The following is an 18,596-nucleotide window of genomic DNA, read 5'->3' as shown; positions in this document are numbered from 1 at the left end:
CCGCCACCCCCCCCCGCCCCCGCGCCCCCCCCCGCCCCCCCCCCCCCCCCGCGCGGCGTCCCGGGGTCGCGGCGCCCCTCCGCCGTGAGCGCCCCTCCGCCGTGAGCGCCCCTCCGCCGTGATCATGGGGTTCTTGCCAGGAACCCGCACCGACACGCCGCGGCGGCCGGCCACATCCCCATGATCACGGCCAAGGGGGGCGGGGACCTCGGTTCGCCTGTGGACGTGGGACGGCTGGGACGGGTGCGGCGACCCCGCGACACGCCGGGAGCGCGACACCGGCATTTCTCCGGGATTTCTCCCGTCCACACCCGGTGGGCAGCCTCCGCGCAGGTCAGGCGGGGGACGGCCCGGATCGACCCGCTGAGTCCCCCGCTGTCTCCACATGTCGACATGCGTGTGTCCACCGACTTGTCCACAAGTTGTGCAGAACCGGGTGCACACCGGTGTTGGACTGGTCCGTCCGCCGTTCCTAACGTCCTCCCTGCTCCCCCAGCAGGCACGTTCCGTCGGTGCCCCGGGGTAGCAATGACCCGAACGCACGTTCGAGTCAGGTGTGCAGCGTTCTGGTGCTTCCCCCACCAGGCCCCGGTCCCTCGACCGGGGCCTCGCGCGGGTGCGCCGTGAGTGGATGGAGGAACCACCGTGGCGGTGGCCGACGAGTTCAGCCGACCGTCCCCGACGGCGCCGGAGTACGACCGGCAGCCGCCGCAGGACGTCGCGGCAGAGCAGTCGGTGCTCGGCGGCATGCTGCTGAGCAAGGACGCGATCGCCGACGTCGTGGAGGTCCTGCAGGGCCCGGACTTCTACCGTCCGGCCCACCAGGTGATCTACGACTGCATCCTGGACCTGTACGGCCGCGGCGAGCCCGCCGACGCCATCACCGTGGCCGCCGAGCTCAACCGCACCGACCAGCTCTCCAAGATGGGCGGTGCGGTCTACCTGCACACGCTCATCCAGTCGACGCCCACGGCCGCCAACGCCGGCTACTACGCCGCCATCGTGGCCGAGCAGGCGGTGCTGCGGCGGCTGGTGGAGGCCGGCACCCGCGTCGTCCAGCTCGGGTACGGGGCGGCCGGCGGGCGGGGGGACGTCGACGACATCGTCGACCGCGCCCAGCAGGAGATCTACGACGTCACCGAGAAGCGGATGAGCGAGGACTACTCGCGCCTCGAGGACGTCCTGCAGCCGACGATGGACGAGCTGGACGCCATCGCCTCCCGCGGTGGCACGGCCCGGGGTGTCCCCACCGGCATCCGCGACCTCGACGAGCTCACCAACGGCCTGCAGGCCGGTCAGATGGTCGTCATCGCGGCCCGCCCCGGTGTGGGCAAGGCCCTGGCCCTCGACACCCCGATCGCCACGCCGACCGGTTGGACGACGATGGGCGAGGTCCGCGTCGGCGACCGGGTGATGGGCTCCGACGGCCGCCCGACGACGGTCGTGGCCGCCACCGAGGTGCTGACCGGCCGCCCCTGCTACGAGGTGCACTTCTCCGACGGCTCGGTGATCGTGGCCGACGCCCAGCACCAGTGGCTGACCGAGACCCGTGCCGGCCGCCGCTCCGCCCAGCAGGCGGCCACCGCCTGCGACCGCTACCGCAACCAGCGCACCTCCGCCTGCGTCCGGACGACGGAGGAGATCGCCCGCACCGTCCGCTGCGCGACCGAGGACGCCCGGCTCAACCACTCGGTGACCAACGCTGCGCCGCTGGACCTGCCGGAGGCCGACCTCCCGCTGCCGCCGTACGCACTCGGTGTGTGGCTGGGCGACGGGACCTCCCGGGCCGCGCACTTCACGAGCGCCGACCCGGAGATCGCCGTGCACATCGAGGCCGACGGTCTCGTCGTCGAGCCGACCGGTGCTGACCGTCGGTACTCGCTGCGGCTCCCGGCGTGGCCGCCCGTCTCCGCACGTCCGTGCCCGACGTGCGGCGAGCCGTTCGTGCCGAGGACGTCGCAGGTGCAGACCTGCGGCAAGACGTGCGGTGGTCGGCTGCGAGCCAGCGGTGGGGTCGGCCGTCGGGCCACGTGCCCGGACTGCGGCGGCCCCTCGGCCGGTCTCGTGCAGTGCCAGGCCTGCCAGGACCACCACGGCACCGTCCCGGGCATCCTCCGCAGGCTGGGGGTCCTCGGCGACAAGCACATCCCGGCCGCCTACCTGCGGGCCTCAGCGGCCCAGCGACGGGCCCTGCTGGCAGGCCTCCTGGACACCGCCGGCACGGTGGCGCCGAGCGGCTTCGTGCAGCTGGCGGTGACCAACCGGCAGCTGGCCGAGGGCGCCCGTGAGCTCATCGCCAGCCTCGGTCACCGGGTCCGGATGACCCGCAAGCCTGTCCGGGGCCGCAGCGAGGCGTCGTCCACCTGCTACACCCTGACCTTCAGCACCGATGACGAGGTCTTCCGGCTCGAGCGCAAGAAGCTCCTGCACAAGGAGCGGGGGGCGCGGACCTGCACCGCCCGCGGGGCCCGCTTCATCACGGATGTCCGGCCGATCGGGAGCGTCCCCGTGCGGTGCATCCAGGTCGACGCCGAGGACCACCTCTTCCTCGCCGGTCGGAGCTTCATCCCGACGCACAACTCGACCCTCGGGCTGGACATCGCGCGGTCAGCCACGGTGAAGCACCAGCTGCCGGCGGTGATCTTCTCGCTCGAGATGAGCAAGCACGAGATCACCATGCGGTTGCTGTCGGCCGAGGCGAAGGTGCCGCTGCACCACATGCGTGCGGGCACGCTCTCGGACGAGGACTGGTCGCGGCTGGCCCGCCGGATGGGCGAGATCGCCGACGCCCCGCTCTACATCGACGACTCGCCGAACATGACCATGATGGAGATCCGGGCCAAGGCGCGGCGGCTCAAGCAGCGCAACGACCTCAAGCTCGTGGTCATCGACTACCTCCAGCTCATGACGTCCGGCAAGCGGGTCGAGAGCCGCCAGCAGGAGGTCTCCGAGTTCTCCCGGGCGCTCAAGCTGCTCGCCAAGGAGCTCGAGGTCCCGGTCATCGCCATGTCGCAGCTCAACCGCGGGTCCGAGCAGCGCCAGGACAAGAAGCCGATGCTGTCGGACCTCCGCGAGTCCGGGTGCCTGCCGGCGGAGACCCGCATCCTGCGTGCCGACACGGGCGCCGAGACGACGATGGGCGAGCTGTTCGAGTCGGGCGCCACCGACGTGCCCGTCTGGGCGCTCGACGACAACCTCCGCTACGTCCGCCGGGACCTCACCCACGTCTTCTCGACGGGCCGCAAGCAGGTCCTCCGGCTCACGACGTCCTCGGGCAAGACGGTTCGCGCGACCTCCAACCACCCCTTCCTCACCTACGACGGCTTCCGGCCGCTCGGGGAGCTGTCACCCGGCGACCGCATCGCCGTGCCGCGGCACGTGCCCGGGCCCGACCGCATGACGGTGTGGGAGGACGAGGAGGTCGTCCTCCTGGCGCACCTCATCGGTGACGGCAGCTTCGTGAAGCGGCAGCCGTTGCGGTACGCGTCCGTCGACGAGGCCAACCTGCGTGCGGTCACGACCGCGGCCCTGCACTTCGGCATCGTGGCGGTGCCCGACGAGCACGCCGCAGCGCGGTGCACCTCGCTGCGGCTCCGCGCTCCCTTCCCGTTGACGCACGGCCGGCGCAACCCGGTCGCCGCGTGGCTGGACGAGCTCGGCCTCTTCGGGTTGCCCAGCCACGAGAAGTTCGTCCCCGAGCCGGTGTTCTCCCTCCCGAAGAAGCAGATCGCGCTGTTCCTCCGTCACCTGTGGGCCACCGACGGTTCCGTCACGGTGAACAAGAACGGCCGTGGTGGCCGGGTGTGCTACGCCTCCACCAGCCGGCAGCTCGTCGACGACATCTCCCGGCTCCTGCTGCGCTTCGGCATCTCCTGCCGGATCCGGCGGACCCGGAAGGCCGGCCACCGCGACGGCTGGACGCTGGACATCAGCGGCTGTGACGACCAGCGCAGGTTCCTCGGCGAGATCGGTGTCCACGGTGCCCGCGGTGAGGCCGCCGAGCGCCTGCTGGAGATCGTGCGCGCCCAGACCGCCAACACCAACGTCGACACGATCCCGGTCCAGGTCTGGGAGCGGGTCCGGGACGTCCTCGCGGAGAAGGGCATGAGCCACCGGGCCTTCGCCGCGGCCATGGGGTCGGCGTTCTGCGGCAGCGCGATGTGGAAGCGCGCGCCGAGCAGGGAGCGGCTCGGACGCGTCGCCGACATCCTCGGGGACGCCGACCTGGAGATGCAGGCCGTCAACGACCTGCTCTGGGACGAGATCGTCTCGATCGAGCCAGGGACCGTCGAGGAGGTCTACGACGCGACCGTGCTCGGTGGGCACAACTTCGTGGCCGAGGGCATCGTCGTCCACAACAGCATCGAGCAGGACGCCGACATGGTGATGATGATCCACCGCGAGGACATGTACGAGAAGGAGTCCCCGCGGGCCGGCGAGGCCGACATCATGCTGGTCAAGCACCGCAACGGCCCCACCGCGAACGTCACCGTCGCCTTCCAGGGCCACTACAGCCGCTTCGTCGACATGGCGAACTGAGCCGTGGCGGGCCCCGGCGCACCCGCCGGCCGGTCCCCCGCAGGCGAGGAGGCCCGAGACCAGCGCGGTCCTGGGCCTCCTGCGTCCAGCGATGAGGTCCGTTCCATTCGTCAGGTGACCGGCACCCGGGCGAGGCTCTCCCCGCGGACGCGGATCTGGCCACGGGCCATGTTCACCGTCCCGGTGAAGCCGAACACCGTCCGGTTGACCTCCGCCAGGGCGGGAACGCCCGTCTGCATGGTGGCCGCCCCGTGGAGGGGGACGTCCACGTCCGGCCACTGCATGTCCGGGCTGGTCAGCCGGTCCGGCGGAGGCATGTCGAACGGTGGAACGGCGTAGCCGAGCGCGGTCAGCGCCACGACCGCACCGTCCGGGGTCCGGATCAACTCGCGGACGTCGAGGACGCCCACGCCATCGGCCCGCATCAGCAGGTGGTCGATCCCGGTGACGGTTCCCCCGGCCATCAGGCCCTCGGTGATCGTCCCCTCCACGTGGACGTCCATCCGGACGTCGGCTCCAACCACACCGATGGGGATGGCGTTCGTGATCGACGCCTCGAAGACGTACCCCTCCATGGTTACCTCCTGTCGTGCGGTGGACGCCACCATCGGACACCCGGCGCGCGGGGCCCGGGAGGGCCGATGGTCATGCCACGGGAGGCGCCGGACCTCACTCGAGCGGCGGGCAGCCGGGACGACGCCCGTCCCGGTCAGTGCCGGAGGTTGAGCTGGTCGTGGCGCGCGGCCAGCTCGTCGAGCTCCTCGGTGCTCGGCGTCCGGCCTCCCTCGTGCAGGGCCACCATCCCCTCGAAGTAGCCCTCCCGCGGGGCGCCCGGGGTGAACAGGATCAGGAAGCGGCAGCCCTCGTCCTCCAGTGCGGTGAAGCCGTGCACCCCCGACCGGGGCACGTACACGAAGTCCCCCGGCCCGGCGGTGTTCCACGTGGATCCGTCGAGCACCCGCAGCCGGCCCTCGAGCACGTGGAAGGACTCGCTGAACGTCCGGTGCAGGTGCGGGCCCGGCCCGCCGCCGCCCGGCGGCAGGGTCGCCTCGAACACCCCGAGGTCGCCGCGGGTCTGCCCGCCCGTGGCGACGAAGCGCGTCCGGCCGACGACCCGCTGGTCGGCCCGGCGGGAGTACGCCGCGCCGTCGAGCAGGTGGCTCATGGCGGACACCCTGCACCGAGGCGGCCGGTGCGTCGAGGTCTGCAGGGACGGTCGGGCGTTCCACCGGACGGGGGGCGGGGCGTGTGGCGCCGGTCACCATCAGCTAGGAAGAGGGCCCCCTAGAGCGAGGAGCTCACGTGCAGCAACGACGCTGGCGCCGGGCGACCCTGTCGGTCACCGGTTCACTGGCCCTGGCGACCGCCCTCTCGGTCACCGCCACCCCGGCCGCGGCCGGACCGCCGAAAGCGCAGCCGGTCTCGGTCTTCCCGACCGACACCCTCACCGTCCCCGACCCGGCCCAGCTGACCGGCCGCCGCATCGCCCTGCCCACGGCGGACTGCGGTGCCCCGATCGCCTGCGGACTCGTCCGGCAGCTCAACCAGCTGGACGGCTTCGACCTCGATCCCCGTATCGCCGTGCACTTCAGCGGCCCGGTCGACCCCGCGCGCACCGCCGAGCGGATCAGCCTGCAGCCGCTGGACGGGGGGCGGCCCACCGGCGTCGACCGCGTCGTCTGGGACCCCGCGACCAACACCCTCTACGCCCACCCGGCCGAGCAGCTGGCGCCCGGCACCACCTACCGGCTGCGCGTGAAGCCCGGCCGGGACAACACGGCGCTCGAGGACACGTTCACGACGATGAGCGCCACCGACGGGCTGCTCGACCTGCGCCGGCAGATCGACAGCGGCGCGGCCTTCGCCGAGGTCGGCATCGACCGGCCGGGCCTGGACGTCGACGGCGTGTTCCCCGTGGAGGGCACCACGGTCACCTGGGCGCCCGACGCCGGCGCCACCGACCCGCCGCCGCAGGTGGTGCCGGTCGGGAACTTCCTGCCGGCGGGCAGCACGCTGGTCTTCGGGACCTTCGCCGCGCCCTCCTGGCTGACCGAGGACGTCACCATCCCGCAGACGCCGACCGGCGACGACGGTCCCGCGCCGGTGGAGGCCGAGCGGCTGCCGTTCGTCGCCGTCCTGCCCCCCGGCCCGGCACCGGAGGGCGGCTGGCCCACGGCCGTCTTCGGGCACGGCTTCACCGCCTCCACGACCAGCGTCCTGCTCGCGTCGGCGACGAACGCGGCCGGCGGCATCGCCACCATCGGCACCAACGTCGTCGGGCACGGGTACGGCACCGACAGCGAGTGGCACATCACCCGCGGCGGGGAGACGACGGCCATCCCGGCCTTCGGGCGCGGGGTCGACCAGGCCACGGACCCCGACGAGCTCATCGGCAGCAGCGAGGGCTCCTCGGCGACCGGCGAGGCGGCGGCCCAGGCCTCCCGGGACGCGCTGCGGCAGACCGCCGCGGACGTCATGACCCTGGTGCGCTCCCTGGGCGGCACGGACGTCGACGGTGACGGGGCCGCGGACCTGTCCGGGGACGGCGTGACCTACTTCGGGCAGAGCTTCGGCGGCATCTACGGGACCATGGTGACCGGGGCGGACCCGGCCGTGGCCCGGTCGGTGCTCAACGTGCCGGGCGGCCCCATCTCCGAGATCGCGCGGGTGTCGCCGTCCTTCCGCCTGCTCACCACGCAGGCGCTGCAGGCGGCCGGGCTGCTCAACCGCCCGGACCTCGCCCCGTACCGCTTCGAGGAGCAGCTGCCGCTGCGCGGGGAGGGCCCGGTGACGGTGACCGTGCCGGGGGCGGTGGCGATCCAGGAGTACCTGGCGCTGTCCACCTGGCTGGCCCGCCCGGGCAGCCCGGAGACCTTCGCCCCGCTCATCGAGCCGGAACGGGTGCTGCTCCAGGTGGCCTTCGGCGACCGCACGGTGCCGAACCCGACGTCGTACACGCTCGTCGACGCCGGGGACCTGTGGTCGCGGACCAGCCTCTACCGCAACGACCTGACCGCGAACGTGGCGGAGAACCCGCACTCGTTCCTGCTGCAGCTCGCCCTCCCGGCGGCGCTGCAGGGCCAGGCGCAGGTCACCGCCTTCCTGGGCCGCGGCGAGGTCGTCGACCCGGACGGGCCGGGGGCGGTGTGGGAGGTCCCGATCAGCGACCCGTCGCTGCTGCTCCCCCTGAACTACCCCTTCCCGGCGGTCCAGGACCAGTTCTGACCGGCGGGTGACACGCGAGAGGCCCGGGACCGCACGGTCCCGGGCCTCTCGGCGTCGGCGGTCAGGCCGCCACGAGCGCCTTCTGCAGCCGGCGGCGGACCCGCGGCCCGCCGGTGGTCATCTTCCACAGCACCGCCAGCTGGGACGGCAGGTTGCGCGCCGTCGTCCGCTCCAGCCAGCCGTTGGGCAGCGACAGCCGGATGATCTTGTGCCAGGCCGACGCGACCTGCTGCGGCAGCGGGGCGGTGTGGTAGTTCAGCCCGTACCGCTCGAACAGGTCCCGGATCTTCGGCGCGATCTCGGCGTAGCGGTTGCTGGGCAGGTCGGGGAACAGGTGGTGCTCGATCTGGTGCGACAGGTTCCCGGTCATGATGTGCATGGCCTTCGCCCCCGAGATGTTGGCCGAGCCGAGCATCTGGCGCAGGTACCACTCGCCGCGGGTCTCGCCCTCGATCGACCGCTTCTCGAAGGTCTCCACGCCCTCGGGGAAGTGCCCGCAGAGGATGACGGAGTTCGACCAGAGGTTGCGGACCAGGTTGGCCACGAAGTTGGCGGTCAGGGTCGAGACGAAGTTCGGCCCCGACAGCAGCGGGTGGACGACGTAGTCCTTGCGCACCTGCTTGCCGATCTTGCGCAGCACGGCCCTGGCGCGCTCGCGGAACTCCGGGTCGCCGGTCCGCTTCCTGGCGATGGTCCCGGCCAGCTCGAGGTCGTAGGCGGCGATGCCGTACTCGAAGAAGCAGGCGTTGATGAAGCTCCAGAGCGGCTGGCCGAGGTGGAACGGCTGCCACGGCTGGTCCTCGTCGACCCGCATGATGCCGTAGCCGAGGTCGTTGTCCTTGCCGACGACGTTGGTGTACGTGTGGTGCAGCTCGTTGTGCGAGTGCTTCCACTGCTCGGCCGGGCTGGCCATGTCCCAGTCCCACGTCGTGGAGTGGATCTTCGGGTCCCGCATCCAGTCCCACTGCCCGTGCAGGATGTTGTGCCCGATCTCCATGTTCTCGAGGATCTTGGCCACCGACAGGCCGATGGTCCCGAGCACCCACGCGGGGGCGAACCCCGACGCCAGCAGGACGGCGCGGCTGCCGAGCTCGATCTTGCGGTGGACGTCGATGACGCGGCGGATGTAGCGCGCGTCGGCTTCCCCGCGGGAGTCGACGACCCCCTGGCGGATCTCGTCGAGCTCCTTGCCGATGAGCTCGATGTCGTCGGCGGTGAGGTGGGCGATCGGGTTGACGGGCTTCTTCTGCAGGACGGTCACGGGCAGGCCTCTCGGGTTCGGGGGAGGGAGGTCAGTGGTCGAGGGAGCAGGCGCCGGCGGCGGCGCTGATGCAGGTCTGGACGATCACGCCGTCGCCCGGGGCGGCCGTGGTGACCTCGCCGGTGCGCAGGTCGCGGACGGCGCCCTCGCGCAGCGGGAGCACGCAGCCGTAGCAGATGCCCATGCGGCACCCGCTGGGCATGAGGACGCCGGCCTCCTCGGCGGCGTCGAGGATCGGGGTGGCGCCGCCGGCCTCGACGGTCGCGCCGGTGCGGGTGAACGACACCGTGCCGCCCTCGCCGGTCGCGGCGACCGCCGGGCGGAACCGCTCGGTGACCAGGCGCTCGCCGAGCCCGGCGGCGTCCCAGTGCTCCTGCAGCGCGTCGAGCATGGCCACCGGGCCGCACGCCCAGGTCGCCCGCTCGGCGTGGTCGGGCACGAGCGCGGCCACCCCGGCCGGGTCGAGCAGGCCGGCGGTGTCGGTGTGCTGCTCGACCAGCCGGATCCGGCCGGCGGCGGCCAGCTGCCGGAGCTCGGCCCCGAAGACGACGTCGTCCGGGGTGGGCGCGGAGTGCACGAGGACGACGTCGTCGAGCTCGGGGTGGTTGCGCAGCATGCCCATGACCGGGGTGATGCCGGACCCGGCCGTCACGAACAGCACCTTCTCCGGCCGCGCGTCGGGCAGCACGAACTCACCGGTCGCCTGGTCCAGGTGCACCAGCGTGCCGGGCCGCACCCGGTGGACGAGGTGGTTGCTCACCTTGCCGCCGGGGATGGCCTTGACGGTGATGCTGATGCAGCCGTCGGCGCGGGTGAGGTCGGAGGTCAGCGAGTAGGCCCGCCACATCCGGACACCGTCGACGTCCACGCCGATCCGGATCCACTGCCCGGGCACGTGCGGCCGCCAGTCGGCACCGGGCCGGATGACGAGCGTCGCGGCGTCCCGGGTCTCCTGCTGCACGGCCTCGATCCGGCCGCGCAGGTCGGTGCCGGCCCGCAGGGGGTTCACCATGTCGAGGTAGTCGGCGGGCAGCACGGGGGTGGTGACGAGCTCGGCGAGGCGCAGCGCCCGGTCGCGCAGCGCGCTCAGGGCCGGCCGGGCCGGGGACGGGCGCGGGACGGTCGCGGTCATGCTTCTGATCGTTCCCAGCAGGGTGTGCAATTACCTGTGCTCTCGACGTGAACGTCGGACCGGATATTGTTCCCCGTGAACAACGGGAGGTGGTATGACGCCGGATCGGGCCTTCCCGCCGGAGGTCGCGGAGGCGATGCGGGCCGACCTCCCGGCGGTGGCCGGGGAGACGGTGGCGGCGATCGTCGTGGAGGTCCCGAGCTACACGGAGGCCTTCCGGGGCGACATGGGCCGGTCCATCGAGAAGGCCGTCGCCCTCGCCCTCGGCGGCTTCCTGGAGCTGGCCGCGGCCACCGGTGGCGCCGACGCGAGCCGGCCCATCGGCCCGGCCCTGGAGGGCGCGTACGCCCTCGGCCGCGGCGAGGCCCGCAACGGCCGGTCGATGGACGCCCTGCTGGCCGCCTACCGGGTCGGCGCCCGGGTGGCCTGGCGGCACATGGCCGAGACGGCGGTGGCCGCCGGCCTGCCGGTCGAGGGGCTGGCCCGCTTCGCCGAGCTGGTCTTCGCCTACATCGACCAGCTCTCGGCCTCCAGCGTGGCCGGCCACGCCGACCAGCTGGCCAGCAGCGGCTGGGCGCGCCGGCGGCACCTGGAGCGGCTGGCCGGGCTGATCCTCACCGGCGGCCCCGCCTACGACCTGGCGGTCGCCGCCGAGCGGGCCGACTGGACCCCGCCGCGCACCCTCACCGCCGTGCTGCTGCCCGAGGAGCGGGCCCGGGGCGCGCTGGCCCAGCTCGACGCCCGCACCCTCCAGGCCGGCGACGACGCGCCGGGCGCCGAGACGGGAACCGACCGGGCGGTGCTGCTGGTCCCCGACGCCGAGGGCCGGGCGCGGGCCGGCCTGCTGCGGGCGCTGCGGGGCCGCCAGGCGGTGGTGGGGCCGGCGCGGCCGTGGCAGGAGGCCCGGACGTCGTACTCCCGGGCGCTGCGGGCCCGCCAGCTCGGGCTGCGCCCGGACGGCGACGACCCGGTCGACACCGAGCTCCGGCTGGCCGAGCTGGTGCTGCGGGCCGACGGCGAGGCGCTGACCGACCTGCGCTGCCAGGTGCTGGCGCCGCTGGAGGGCCTGGCGCCCGGGCCGCGGGAGAAGCTGGCCGAGACGCTGCGCTCCTGGCTGCTGCACCAGGGCCGCCGCGAGCGGGTCGCGGCCGAGCTGTACGTGCACCCGCAGACCGTCCGCTACCGCATGGGCCAGCTGCGGGAGCTGTTCGGCGCCCGGCTGGAGGACCCCCGCAGCGTCCTGGAGCTCACCCTCGCGCTCGGGGTGCGCGAGCCGTGACCGGCGTCCCGGCCGGCAGCGGCCTGCTCGGCGAGGTCTGGCCGCTCCTGGGGCCGGGCGGCGCGCCACCCCCGCTGCGGGTCCGCGGCGCGACGGGTCTCGGGGGCGTGCTGCCGGTGCCCGACCTCGCGCTGGGCGCGGTGGCCGCCCAGCTGGCGGCCGCGCGGCTCCTCGGCGGCGGTGCGGACCCGGGTGCGGACGCCGGCACGGACCCACGGGCGGACGCCGGCGCACCGCTGGACCTCGACGCCGCCGCCGTGGGGCTGGCCTTCCGCAGCGAGCGGTACGCCGCGGTCGCCGGCCGGCCGGTCGCCCCCGGGTTCCACCCGCTGTCCCGCTTCTGGCCGACCGCGGACGGCTGGCTGCGCCTGCACGCCAACTACCCGCACCACCGGGCGGCCGCGCTGGCCGTCCTCGGGCCGGACGTCGCGCAGGCCGCGGCGCGGGCGCCCGCCGGCGAGCTGGAGTCGGCGGTGGTGGCCGCCGGGGGTGCGGCTGCCGCCGTCCGGGAGCCCGGGGCCTGGGCCGCCTCCGCGCCGGGGCGGGCGGTGGCCGGCCGGTCGCTGGTGGCGCTGCGCCGCGCCGTCCCCGGCCCGCCGCGCGAGCCCGCGACCGGGGGGCCGCGGGTCCTGGACCTCACCCGGGTGATCGCGGGGCCGGTCGCCACCCGCACGCTGGCCTCCCACGGTGCCGACGTGCTCCGGCTCGACGGCCCGCGGCTGCCCGAGGACCCCGGGCAGCTGGTCGACACCGGCCCCGGCAAGCGGCACGCGGTGCTCGACCTGGCCTCCGCCGCGGGCCGGCGGGCCGCCGACGAGCTGCTCGCCGCGGCGGACGTCGTCGTGCAGGGCTACCGGCCCGGCGCGCTCGACCGCCTGGGCCTCGCGCCGGAGGCGCTGCTCGAGCGGCACCCGCACCTGGTCGTGGTCCGGCTGTCGGCCTGGGGCACCGAGGGGCCGTGGGGCGGGCGCCGGGGGTTCGACTCGCTGGTGCAGGCGGCCACCGGGATCGCCGCGGTGTGCGGGGACGGGGCCGCCCCGGGGGTGCTGCCGGCGCAGGCCCTCGACCACGCCACCGGCCACCTGGCGGCGGCCACCGTGCTGGCGGCGCTGCACCGGCGGCGGGCCGAGGGCGGCGGCTGGCACGGGGAGCTCTCCCTGGCCCGCACCGCCGCCTGGCTCCTGGCCGCCCCGCGGACCGGCGCGGAGGACGGCGTCCCCCCGGCCGACCCGGGGCCCTGGCTGGTGCGGCTGCCGTCGGCCGACGGTGAGGTCACGCTCGTCGGCCCGCCGGGGTCCCCGCCGTGGACCGCCCCGGCGCGGCGGCTCGGCGACGCACCCCCGGCGTGGCGGGTGCGGGGCTGATCAGGCGGGCCGCAGCAGGGCGACCAGGAACTCCGAGCCGTCGGTGAACGGCCGCAGGTCCCAGGTGGACAGGAGCAGGTCGGGCGCCCACCCGGCGGCGCGGGCGTCGTCCAGGAACTCGTCGAAGGGGTAGCCGCGGCCGGCCCCGAAGCCGATCGCCGCCCGGCCGCCGTCGGCGACGTGCCCGCGCAGGCGGGCCAGCACGGTGCCGCGGGTGGTGGGGGCCAGGAACGTCATCACGTTGCCCGCGCAGACGATCGCGTCGAAGGCCTCGCCCAGGTCCAGCTCGGCCAGGTCGCCGACCAGCCACCGCGGCCCGGGGTGGTCGGTCTCCGCTGCCGCGACGAGCACCGGGTCCACGTCGACGCCGACCACCCGGTGCCCGGCGGCGTGCAGGACGGCGCCGACCCGGCCCGGGCCGCAGCCGGCGTCGAGCACGCGGGCGCCGCGGGGCAGCAGGGCGTCGACGAGGCGCGCCTCGCCGCCGAGGTCGAACCCCTCGGCGGCCAGCCTGCGGAAGCGCTCGACGTAGGCGGTGGAGTGGCCGGGGTCCTGCTCGGTCATGCGCACCCACGCGCTGCGTTCCGTCACGGCCCGATCCTGCGGCATGCCGGGCGGGCCGCGGCGGGCGGATCCCCGGGCTTCTGCCACGGGATCCCCAGCCAGGTCACAGGTTCGCCGCCCAGGCTCGGTGCCGGTCGGCCCGCCGGGGGTCGCCGTGAGGACGGGAGGCCGTCATGGGCACCAGCACCGCGCGCAGGATCCGTCGGCGGGTGCGGATGCGGTCGGCCTCGCTGCCGCCGTTCGACTCGGACCTCCCCGGGGACCCCGCGGCGGAGGTGGCCGTGCGCGTGGTGACCGCCGCGCTGGCCGAGCACCCGGGGTCGGCGGTCGACCGCGTCGAGGTCGACGACGACGGCCTCTACACCGTGCACCTGCTCACCGCGTTCGGCCAGCAGGTCGTCGTGCCGGTGGACCGCGACCTCACGGTCCGGGGCTGGGTCGCCCTGGCCCGCTGACCGGCCCGGGACCGCTGACCGGCCCGGGCGGGTCGTCCCCGTCCGCGGGGACCGGCCGCCAGTCCGGGGGGTCGGCCGGGTGCAGCGCCGGGTCGTCGGCGGCCAGCGTCCGCACCGGACCGGGTGCGGTGAGCGGGCCCTCGAACCGCACGGTCACCCGGCCCAGCCCCCGGCCCCACACCCAGCCCGCGCCCAGCCCGTCGTGGCGGACGTCCTGGCCCGGCCACCACCGCCGGTCCGCCGGGGACGGCGGGTCCTCGGCGGCCTCGACGTCGAGGCCGGCCGTGTCGGTGCCGGTGTCGGCGCCCGTGTCCGCGTCCGGTGCGGGCCCGGCCGGCACGTCGTCGGACCCGCCGAACAGCTCGCCCTGCGCGTAGGGGGACAACCCCGAGACGCCGACGCCCAGCAGCCGCAACCCGCCCCCGGTCCCCGCCTCGGCGAGCAGCCGCCGGGCGATCCCGGCCACCACGCGGGGGTCGTCGGTCGGCTGGGGCAGGGTCTGCGACCGGGTCAGCGTGGTGAAGTCGTAGCGGCGGAGCTTGAGCGTGACGGTGCGGCCGGACAGGGCGGCGGTGCGCAGCCGGCCGGCGACCCGGGTGGCCATCGAGTCGATCTCCCGGCCGAGGAGGCCGACGTCGGTGAGGTCGCGCTCGAAGGTCTCCTCCTGCGAGACGGACTTGGCCTCCCGCTCGGCGACCACCGGGCGGTCGTCCTCGGCCCGCGCCAGGGCGTGCAGGCCGGTGCCGTGGGCCCGGCCGGCGAGCGCCACCAGGTCCGCCAGCGACTTCGCGGCCAGGTCGGCCACCGTGCGCACCCCGACCTGGCGCAGCCGCTCGGCGGTCGCCGGGCCGACCCCGCCCAGCCGGGTGACCGGCAGGGGGTGCAGCACCGCGAGCTCCCCGCCCGGGGGGACGACGACCAGCCCGTCGGGCTTCTGGAGGTCCGAGCCGATCTTGGCCATGAGCTTCGACGACCCGATGCCCACCGACCCGGTCACCCCGCCGGTGGCCTCGGCGATGCGGGCCTTGAGCTCCCGGCCGAGGGCGGTCACCCCCGCCACGGAGAGGTCGTGCCCGGGACCGGCACCCAGGTCGACGTAGGCCTCGTCGAGGGAGACCGGCTCCACCAGCGGGGACAGCTCGCGCAGCAGGGCCATGACGGCGTCCGACGTCCGCCGGTAGGCGCCGAACCGGCCGCCCAGGAACGCCGTCCCCGGCGGGCAGCGGCGCCGCGCCTCGGCGGTGGACATCGCCGAGCGGGCCCCGTAGGCCCGGGCCTCGTAGGACGCCGTGGCCACCACCCCGCGCCCGCCGGTCCCGCCGACCACGACGGGGCGCCCGCGCAGCGAGGGCTTGTCCCGCTGCTCGACCGCGGCGAAGAACGCGTCGAGGTCCAGGTGCAGGACGCTCGCCTCCCGCCGCACGGCCGCCTCCTCGATCCCCCCGGTGCCGGCCCCATCCTCCCCGGCGGTGCTGCGACGGCGTCCCCCGGCGTCGGAGCCGTCCCCGTGTCGACCCCCGCCGCACCCCGGCGGCGATGATCATGGCGGTGTTGCCCGCGACACGCCGCCGGACGGCGTGTCCCGCGGCCACATGCCCATGATCGACGCGTCGCGGACCCGGGTGGCGGGCCGCTCGGGGGTGGCTGCTCAGCCGTCGGTCAGCGCGGCCTGCGGCAGCCAGTCGGCGTCGAGCAGCTCGGCGATCTCCCGCAGGGACGACGTGTCCGCGCCCGCCGTGGACCCGCTGACCGCCAGCCGCTCGACCATCACACGGGCGACCTGCTCCTCCACGGTGTCCTCGGCGAAGGCCACCCGCCACGGCGAGACCCGCCCGTCGCGGTGGGTGCGGCCGGTGACCTGCCGGGCCTGGATGCCGGAGAACCGCGGCTGGTGGAACAGCCCGACCCGCGGTGCGCCGGACGCCGACGAGCCGTCGGGCAGCAGCTCGCCGGCGTGCAGGCTGATCGACGCGGTCACCGTGAACACGCACACCGGGGCCTGCCCGCCCTGGAACCGCAGCCGCTCGGCCTCGACCTCGAAGCGGTCCCGGCCGTAGATGCAGGCGACGGCGATCCCGGCGTCCTCCAGCGCCTCCCGGATCGGGTCGGCGGCGGTCTCCACGAACTCCACCGACACCGCGACCTGCCGGCCGGCCTCGACCTGCGCCCGGACCCAGTCGACGGTGGCCTGCACGCGGATCAGCCCGGCCTTCTGCCGGAACCGCAGCAGCGCGGCGCGGCCGCGGGCGCTCTGCCGGGCGCGGCGGGCCAGCCGCATCTCCGCCCGGAACTCCTGCCACCCCGACTCGTAGGCCGCCCGCTCGGCCGGGGTCAGCGCGACCGGGGTGCCGGTGACCGACACCGGGCCCCAGGGGGCCGGGCGGTGCAGCGCCGCGGGCGGGTCACCGCCGGCGAGCCACTCCTGCAGACGGGCCAGGTCGGCGCGCCGCTCGTCCGGGTCCTCGGTCCAGGCCCAGCCGTAGCGGCCCCGTTCCACGTGGAACCCGTGCGCGGCCAGCCGTGCGGGCAGGTCGGCCCAGGCGCGCAGCGGCTCGGCCGCCCGCCGGGCCAGCTGCGGCGCCAGGTACGGCAGCTCCAGCGGGCTGTGCGCGGGGGTGGCGGTCGCGGCGACGACGAACGGGGCGTCCTTCGCCCGGCCGCCACCGGAGACGGCCTTCCAGTGCCTCCACCGCTGGGTGGTGGTGTGCCGGACCATGTGCGCCTCGTCGGCGATCACGACGTCGAAGCGGTGCGCCCGCACCTTGGCCAGCCGGTCCCAGGTGGTCACGCACCAGCGCAGCCCGCCGTCGCCGAAGCCGGCGATCGAGCGGGTCCAGTGCGGGACGGTGATCGCGGCCGGCCGGTCGGCCACCACCAGCACCCGCGACCCGCCGCGGGCCGCGCACACCGCACGGGCGGCGAGGACGGCGGTGCCCGTCTTGCCCACCCCCGGGTCGTCGCCGAGCAGGAAGACGCGGTCGCCGGCCGCGGCGGAGGCGGCGATCGCCACGGCCCCCTCGACCTGCTGCGGCCGCGGGGTCAGCGGTCGGGCGGCCGGCAACGGCCGGGGGACCGCGTTGAGCTCGTCCTCGAGGTACCGCTCGGCGCTGTACGGCGGCGGGTCGTAGGCGACGAGCTCGGCGGGCAGCTCCCGGCCGATCCACACGTGCGCCTGCAGGTCGGCCCGCCACTGCGCCCCGGGGGCCGGGGCGCGGAACGGGACGGCGAGCACCCACACCCGCTCCCCCGGCCCGGCGACCGGCGGCTCCGCGGCGGGCACCGCCGTCCGCCGGGCGGGTGCCCGCCGGCGGGGGGTCGCGGTGCGCGTCCTGCCGCCGCTCGTGCTGCCGGTGCCGTTGCGGGTCGTCCGCCGTCGCCGTCCGGGCATGGTCCTCCCTCGGTCCGGGGGACCGTAGACGCCGGTGCCGGCGGCCCGGGGCAGGCGCACCGGGGGGGTGCGCGCCGCGGGGCCCGGGCGATACGGTCGCCGGGCCCCGAGCCGGAGGTCCCACCGCGGAGCCGCCGCCGGCCACGACGTCGACCGATGCGCACGTGCGTCCCCACCGACGGCTGCGCCGCGAGGTGCCCGCCCATGCGCCGACCCGCCCGCCTGCTGCTCGTGCTGGCCGCCGTGCCCGCCCTCCTCGTCGCCGGGCTGCTCGCACCCGCGCCCGCCGCGGCCGCCGAGCGGACGATCACCTACACCGTCTCCAGCCGGGGAGCGGTGCAGGGGGACGTCGGCCGGTTCGCCGCGGTGGCCCGGGAGACGCTGGCCGACGCCCGGGGCTGGGCCCTCGGGGGCACGCTGGCGTTCCGGGAGGTGGGTGGCGGCAGCGACTTCGACCTGGTCCTGGCCTCCCCCGCGGTCGTCGCCGCCGCCTCCCCCGGCTGCAGCGCCACCTGGAGCTGCCGGGTCGGCCGCACGGTGTACGTCAACGACGAGCGGTGGCGGCTGGGCACCGCCTCCTGGCCGCACGGCCTGGAGGCCTACCAGCGGTACGTGGTCCTGCACGAGGTCGGGCACTGGCTGGGCCTGGGGCACACCGACTGCCCGACGCAGGGCCGCACGGCCTGGGTGATGCAGCAGCAGTCCATCTCGCTGCAGGGCTGCCGGGCCAACGTCTGGCCGACGATCGCCGAGCGCGAGGAGGTGGGGCGTCGGTGGGGGGTCCCGGTGGCCTGGTCGGGCATCGAGACGCACTACCGGGCGATGGGGGCCGAGGGCGGCGTGCTCGGCCCCCCGGTGACGTGGGAGCAGCCGACCGGGGTCGGCGTCGGCGCCTTCCAGGGCTTCTGGAACGGCGACATCGTCTCCTCCCCGGCCACCGGCACGCACGAGGTGTACGGGGCCGTCGGCGTGCGCTACCGCGTGCTCGGCGGCGCGGCCGGCCCGCTGGGCTACCCGTTGACCGGTGAGCTCTCCACCCCCGACGGCCGGGGGCGCTACAACGAGTTCGCCGGCTCCGGTGGGGGCACGGTCCACTGGACGCCGCAGACCGGGGCGCACGAGGTCTACGGCGCCATCCAGGCCCGGTGGGCGTCGATGGGCCGCGAGCAGAGCGTCCTGGGCTACCCGGTGAGCGGCGAGTACGCCGTCCCCGGCGGACGGCGCAGCGACTTCGAGGGCGGGTCCATCCGGTACGACATGGCCACCGACACCACCGAGGTGCTCCCCGGCGGCTGAGGTCCCCGCGTACGCGGCCGGCCCGGCCGACGCACCCACCGACGCCCGGATCCCGGCCCGCCCGCCGGTCACCGGCCGCGCCGGGCTGCTTCG

13 protein-coding genes are annotated in these 18,596 nt (G+C 75.5%); 6 read left to right on the top strand and 7 right to left on the bottom strand.

The window, feature by feature from the left end:
• Nucleotides 1-645 precede the first annotated feature (645 nt).
• Nucleotides 646-4,539, top strand: coding sequence for a replicative DNA helicase (locus ACI8AC_RS22770; protein WP_456900130.1), 3,894 nt, complete (start codon nucleotides 646-648; stop codon nucleotides 4,537-4,539).
• A gap of 110 nt (nucleotides 4,540-4,649) precedes the next feature.
• Here ACI8AC_RS22770 and ACI8AC_RS22765 read toward each other — a convergent pair whose 3' ends face one another.
• Complete coding sequence (locus tag ACI8AC_RS22765; RefSeq protein WP_456900128.1) at nucleotides 4,650-5,114, bottom strand: DUF3237 family protein; 465 nt, start codon at nucleotides 5,112-5,114, stop codon at nucleotides 4,650-4,652.
• 134 nt (nucleotides 5,115-5,248) lie between these two features.
• Entirely contained in the window at nucleotides 5,249-5,704 is a 456-nt protein-coding gene (locus ACI8AC_RS22760; RefSeq protein ID WP_456900127.1) for a cupin domain-containing protein, read from the bottom strand.
• Nucleotides 5,705-5,841: 137 nt separating this feature from the next.
• Between ACI8AC_RS22760 and ACI8AC_RS22755 the strand changes: the two genes are divergently transcribed.
• Entirely contained in the window at nucleotides 5,842-7,764 is a 1,923-nt protein-coding gene (locus ACI8AC_RS22755) for an Ig-like domain-containing protein (RefSeq protein ID WP_456900126.1), read from the top strand.
• Between the two features lie 61 nt (nucleotides 7,765-7,825).
• Here ACI8AC_RS22755 and ACI8AC_RS22750 read toward each other — a convergent pair whose 3' ends face one another.
• Together ACI8AC_RS22750 and ACI8AC_RS22745 are read right to left on the bottom strand one after the other, a co-directional pair.
• Nucleotides 7,826-9,025: a fatty acid desaturase family protein gene (locus tag ACI8AC_RS22750; protein WP_456900125.1), complete on the bottom strand. Its 1,200-nt coding sequence runs from the start codon at nucleotides 9,023-9,025 to the stop codon at nucleotides 7,826-7,828.
• A 31-nt stretch (nucleotides 9,026-9,056) separates the two neighbouring features.
• The gene (locus tag ACI8AC_RS22745; RefSeq protein WP_456900124.1) at nucleotides 9,057-10,157 is read right to left on the bottom strand and encodes a ferredoxin reductase; all 1,101 of its coding nucleotides are present in this window, start codon (nucleotides 10,155-10,157) and stop codon (nucleotides 9,057-9,059) included.
• Nucleotides 10,158-10,251: 94 nt separating this feature from the next.
• Between ACI8AC_RS22745 and ACI8AC_RS22740 the strand changes: the two genes are divergently transcribed.
• Nucleotides 10,252-11,436: a PucR family transcriptional regulator gene (locus tag ACI8AC_RS22740; protein WP_456900123.1), complete on the top strand. Its 1,185-nt coding sequence runs from the start codon at nucleotides 10,252-10,254 to the stop codon at nucleotides 11,434-11,436.
• A complete protein-coding gene (locus ACI8AC_RS22735; RefSeq protein ID WP_456900122.1) occupies nucleotides 11,433-12,800 on the top strand; it encodes a CoA transferase in 1,368 nt (455 codons plus the stop codon). Before ACI8AC_RS22740 ends, ACI8AC_RS22735 begins: the two co-directional genes overlap by 4 nt.
• On the opposite strand, the gene ACI8AC_RS22730 is transcribed toward ACI8AC_RS22735, so the two are convergent.
• Nucleotides 12,801-13,391, bottom strand: coding sequence for a class I SAM-dependent methyltransferase (locus ACI8AC_RS22730; RefSeq protein WP_456900121.1), 591 nt, complete (start codon nucleotides 13,389-13,391; stop codon nucleotides 12,801-12,803).
• A gap of 146 nt (nucleotides 13,392-13,537) precedes the next feature.
• On the opposite strand from ACI8AC_RS22730, the gene ACI8AC_RS22725 reads away from it, so the two are divergent.
• Nucleotides 13,538-13,819, top strand: a complete 282-nt coding sequence (locus tag ACI8AC_RS22725; protein ID WP_456900120.1) for a hypothetical protein — start codon at nucleotides 13,538-13,540, stop codon at nucleotides 13,817-13,819.
• Here the strand turns inward: ACI8AC_RS22725 and ACI8AC_RS22720 are convergent.
• Together ACI8AC_RS22720 and ACI8AC_RS22715 are read right to left on the bottom strand one after the other, a co-directional pair.
• Nucleotides 13,785-15,242, bottom strand: coding sequence for a DNA polymerase IV (locus tag ACI8AC_RS22720; protein WP_456900119.1), 1,458 nt, complete (start codon nucleotides 15,240-15,242; stop codon nucleotides 13,785-13,787). The genes ACI8AC_RS22725 and ACI8AC_RS22720 overlap by 35 nt on opposite strands.
• Nucleotides 15,243-15,467: 225 nt before the next feature.
• The gene (locus tag ACI8AC_RS22715; protein WP_456900118.1) at nucleotides 15,468-17,207 is read right to left on the bottom strand and encodes a helicase; all 1,740 of its coding nucleotides are present in this window, start codon (nucleotides 17,205-17,207) and stop codon (nucleotides 15,468-15,470) included.
• A 204-nt stretch (nucleotides 17,208-17,411) separates the two neighbouring features.
• On the opposite strand from ACI8AC_RS22715, the gene ACI8AC_RS22710 reads away from it, so the two are divergent.
• Complete coding sequence (locus ACI8AC_RS22710) at nucleotides 17,412-18,503, top strand: DUF3152 domain-containing protein (protein ID WP_456900117.1); 1,092 nt, start codon at nucleotides 17,412-17,414, stop codon at nucleotides 18,501-18,503.
• The last annotated feature ends 93 nt before the right edge of the window (nucleotides 18,504-18,596 follow it).

The organism is Geodermatophilus sp. SYSU D00758, assembly GCF_054049955.1.
This window is presented reverse-complemented; position numbering and strand designations above follow the sequence as displayed.